The sequence below is a fragment of the Coleofasciculus sp. FACHB-712 genome (assembly GCF_014695635.1).
GTDB lineage: Bacteria > Cyanobacteriota > Cyanobacteriia > Cyanobacteriales > FACHB-T130 > FACHB-T130.
In genome coordinates, this window is the sequence record NZ_JACJOQ010000091.1 from 1 (window position 1) to 4080 (window position 4080).

The 4080-nt window shown below is 49.9% G+C and carries 2 protein-coding genes; one reads left to right on the forward strand and one right to left on the reverse strand.

The window, feature by feature from the left end; all coding sequences use genetic code 11:
- A partial coding sequence (locus H6F50_RS02215; protein ID WP_190425853.1) for a TM0106 family RecB-like putative nuclease occupies nt 1-646 on the reverse strand: 646 nt, incomplete at its 3' end.
- 192 nt (nt 647-838) lie between these two features.
- Here H6F50_RS02215 and H6F50_RS02220 point away from each other — a divergent pair.
- Nucleotides 839-4080: tetratricopeptide repeat protein (locus H6F50_RS02220; RefSeq protein ID WP_190425857.1), on the forward strand; the 3242-nt coding region annotated here is incomplete at its 3' end.

Consider the following 4080-nt stretch of genomic DNA (forward strand, 5'->3'; position numbering starts at 1 on the left):
ACCGCTGACGGGTAATGAACACCTCTGGCTCTTGCCGAGACAGGAGCATTTCGATACACTCCTCTACAAGTGCCTGCATCATCGGCACCCATTTACTCAAATTGACTGCATAAGCCTTTTTTTCCCGTAATCGCAGCCAAACCGTATCCGGCAAAACCCCTTGAACAGACGCCAGCAGATGAGCGTGAAAAGCTGCAACCGTTTGATATTCCAGCTTAGGACGCCGACCTAAATGAATGTCACTGGGAACGTATATCCAATCGCCAAAGTTTGATTGTCCGGGTTGTTTCACTAAAAAATCGGGACAACTCACAAGGGTTACTGTCTTTGGAAGGTGCAAGAAGGATTCATCCTCCATCCTTACTTCTTCCTCCTTCAGAAGCACGCCTCGGTAAATTAGCTCAACGCCTTCTTGCATCAAGGCAATCGTGGCATTCGCACCAGCGTGCCAATCTCCCCAAGCGTAATTGGGTTTGTGATAAGTCTGTCCCGCCAGAATGGTTTGCTGGAGAGCATTCCGATCCTGTTGCAATTTGGCGCGAAAATCACTTTGAAAATCCTGCTGAGTAGGATCTCCGTATAAATCGAGAAAAGACCGGCGACTACAACGTTGGTAGTGCCGCAACAGATTAACAGTTAGCAGCATGACTTCAAGCTAACAGAGAATGAGTGAGCTTTCGCGATCGCTCTTATCGCACTTAGGCTAAATGGTGCTAGACAGACGAAGCCTGACGAGAGCGGACTTGTAGAGATACGATTTATCGCATCTCCTACGTGTAGATTTTGACAGCGCACCATCGGTTAGAGTAGTGGCGATTTTGAGCGTGAGGGTGTAGGCATGGCTAAGCGTAGCAAACGGCAGTTGATTAGGTGGCGATCGCTCTTATTGTTACTTCCTATATCGTTTTCAGCTTCTATCTATCGTAGTTTGGCGTTATTTGTAACTGTTCTATTGTTGTCATCAGTGGGGGCACAGGCAACAAGCGTTTCAATTGCCCAACAGCCAGCGACTTCCTCGCCAAATGCAACGACTACTGATCGCCAACAAGCCTATAAACGGGCGCAGCAACTGTTCGAGCAAGCACGGCAACTAGAGAGCCAAGGAACAGCAGAACAGAGGCAACAAGCACTTGCAAAATATGAAGAGGCGCTCTCTATCTGGCAGCAATTGGCGGTTAATGAAGCTCCTCCGTATGTGGCTCGCGATTGGGAAGCTACGACTCTTCTTGGTATCGGCACCATCTACAATCTCCAGGACGACCCTCAGAAGGCGCTAGACTATCTCAATCGGGGACTAGCTGTCAGGCGCGAGTTGAAAAACCGCCTTCAGGAAGTCATGGCTCGTGCCTCTGCGGATAATGCTAGCTCCAACTCAGAGAACAAACAAAAACTGCTCGACACATACAAGCAAGCACTTGTGGACAACAGCATTAGGGAAGCTACCCTGCTCAATATCCTCGGTCATGCTTATTTCAAATTGCGCGAAATGCAAAAAGCGCTCGAATATCACAATCAAGCCCGATCGCTGTTTCGAGCTGAGAAACAACCCTTGCTTGAAGCTATTACGCTGACAAACATCGGTGATGTCTACTTTAGGCTAGGCGAGACTCAAAAAGCACTCGACTTCTACAATCAAGCACTGGAGCTCCAACGTGCTGAGAAGGATACCGACGCACAAGCCCGGACACTCCAGGCTATCGGTCTGAGGTACAGCGCCTTAGGCGATTCGCAACAGGCGCTTGCAGCTTACAATCAGGCATTGGAACTCCAGCGAGAAAAGAAGGATTGGGCTGGGCAAGCGTATACCCTCAGCAGAATTGGCTCGCTCTACTACTCGTTGGGTCAGTATCAGAAGGCGCTGGACTCCCATAACCAAGCGCTGGAACTCCAACAAGCCGCACAGGGAAATCTATCAGGAACAGCTTTAAAGTTTAACCTTTCTCAGCAAGCTGCTATTCTCACAGGTATTGCTGACACCTACGGCTCAGAAGGATTGGGCGATCCTGCCAAAGCGCTGGACTTTTATAACCAAGCGCTGGCACTTTCCCAAAAGGCGGGAGACAAAGATGGGGAAGCGGTAGTCCTCAGCTTAATCAGCTATGCCTACAACCAATTAGGGGAAAAGCAGAAAGCCCTCGACGTTTTGAATCAAGCGCTTGTGTTGTCGCGTGCCATCTCCGATCCCACTAGGGAAGCTAATACGCTCAGTGATATCGCTGATATCTATATTTCAATGGGTGAGCCGCAGCAGGCGCTCGATTTTTACAACCAAGCCCTAGATATCCAGCGTCGGGTGAACGCTCGCTCTGAACAAGCCGTCACTCTCAACAGTATCGCTGGAGTCTACATGTCGTTAGGGGATTATCAGCTCAGTATCGATACATACACCCAAGCGCTAGAGATATTTAAAAGCATTGGCGAACGCAGCCGCCAAGCTTCAACCCTTGACAACATTGGCTCAGCCTACCAAGAAGCGAAAGACTATCAGAAGTCACTGGACTATCACAACCAAGCCCTAGCTCTGGCAAGACAAAATAATAATTTCCAACAGCAAGGCACCATACTCGCCTCTATTGTTAAAACCTACGAGTCATTAAAGGATTATCCCAAGGCGCTTGATGCCGCTAATCAAATCCTTGCACTGTCACGCCAACAGAACAGCAGCACCTGGGAAGCCGTGTCCTTCTTTAGGAGCGGCAGCGTGTATTTAGCATCGGGGGATTATCCCAAAGCACTAGAAGCCACCCAAAAGGCAGTGGCTGGGTTGCAGAAGGTGGGGTATCGCCAAGGAGAAGCCAACGCTCTGCGGAACCTGGGCAAGGTTTACAATGCATTGAAGCAGTACGAACAAGCGCTCTCCACCTACGATCAGGTTCTAGCACTACAGCGGTTGATGGGCGATCGCACAGAGGAAGCATATACGCTCTATGAGGTTGCGATTACACAACGCGATCGGGGTAATCTCAACGAAGCCCGTACCCAAATCGAAGCCACAATCAAAATTGTTGAGGACATCCGCACCCGAGTCACCAGCCAGGAACTGCGTACTTCCTACTTTGCCTCGGTGCAGAATTACTACCAGTTCTACATCGACGTACTGATGCAACTGCACAAACAAGACCCATCAAAAGGGTACGATGCTCTGGCACTGCACGCCTCAGAACGCGCCCGCGCCCGCAGTCTTTTGGAACTCCTAACAGAAGCTAACGCTAATATTCGGCAAGGAGTTGAGCCAAAACTGCTGGAACAAGAGCGCACCTTGCAGCAAAAACTTGATGCTGTTGAAAAACGCCGAGTTGATTTATACAGCGGCAACCCCGCCAAAGAACAGGTAGAGAAAATTGAACGAGAACGAGAAAATCTCTTAGAAGAGTATCGGCAAGCCCAAGCTGATATCCGCGCTAAAAGTCCCCGCTATGCCGCCCTCACTCAGCCAAAACCCCTCACCTTAGAAGAGATTCAGCAGCAGGTTCTTGATGACGATACCCTGCTTTTGGAATACTCGCTAGGCGAAGAACGCAGCTATCTTTGGGCAGTCACCAAGACTGGCATCACCAGCTACGAACTCCCCAAACGCGCCGAAATTGAGTTAGCGGCACGGGGTTTTTATGAACTTTTGAACACCCCTGGCTATCGCTTGGAAACCCGAAAGCCAACCGATAACCGAAGAGGTCTTGGGGTTGAACTCGCTCCCGCTAGCACCGAAGTCGTAACCAAACTCAGCCAGATGCTCTTGGGACAAGTGGCTGGAAAACTGGATAAGAAACGATTACTTATTGTTAGCGACGGTGCATTGCAGTATGTCCCCTTTGCCGCGTTACCAGTACCAACGCAGGCAAGCACAGAAAACAAAGCCAATCCTTCCACCTCACCCACGCCGCTGTTAGTCAATTACGAAATCGTCAATCTACCCTCAGCCTCCACGCTAGCCGTTTTAAGACAAGAACAAGCTGGGCGCAAACCTGCTGCTAAAGCTGTGGCGGTGCTAGCCGATCCCGTCTTCGGCAGTGACGATGAGCGAGTCAATCAAGCAAAAGGGCAGACAGAGAAGCAGCGGAGTATCGGAGAAAACCTTGCATT